We start from the raw sequence: 396 nt of genomic DNA on the forward strand, positions 1-396 counted from the left end.
GCTGTCATGCTGAACGCGTCATGGTGCCAAAAGCACAGGTTCACAAGCGCATGGTGCTCGACCATGACACCCTTCGGCTGACCGGTCGTTCCTGACGTGTAAATCATGTACGCGAGGTTCTCCGTTTTTGTAGCTGTGAGCGGATCTTCCTCGTCGTTTTCATCAAGCGGCAGGCTCAGAATCGTGCGGTCGCCGTCAAGAAGAATGACCTCTCCCAAGAAGCTATCCGGTACTGAAATGCCTTCCTGTTTCAAGAGAATCTTCGCGCCGCTGTCTTGTAAAATGTAGTCAATCCGCTGATCCGGATAGTCAGGATCAATCGGCACAAACGCCGCCCCCGCCTTTAAGACGCCGAGCACCGCGGCGGCCATTTCCAGCGACGGCTTCGTGAGAACG

At 55.1% G+C, this 396-nt stretch carries 1 protein-coding gene; it reads right to left on the minus strand.

Going from position 1 to position 396, the window contains the following annotated elements; all coding sequences use genetic code 11:
- Nucleotides 1-396 (minus strand): AMP-binding protein (locus V6D44_RS20980; protein WP_333516861.1); only part of this gene is annotated, 396 nt, incomplete at both ends.

Origin of the sequence: Bacillus sp. 0209A, from assembly GCF_036765095.1 — a bacterium.
Taxonomy (GTDB): domain Bacteria; phylum Bacillota; class Bacilli; order Bacillales; family Bacillaceae; genus Bacillus; species Bacillus subtilis_G.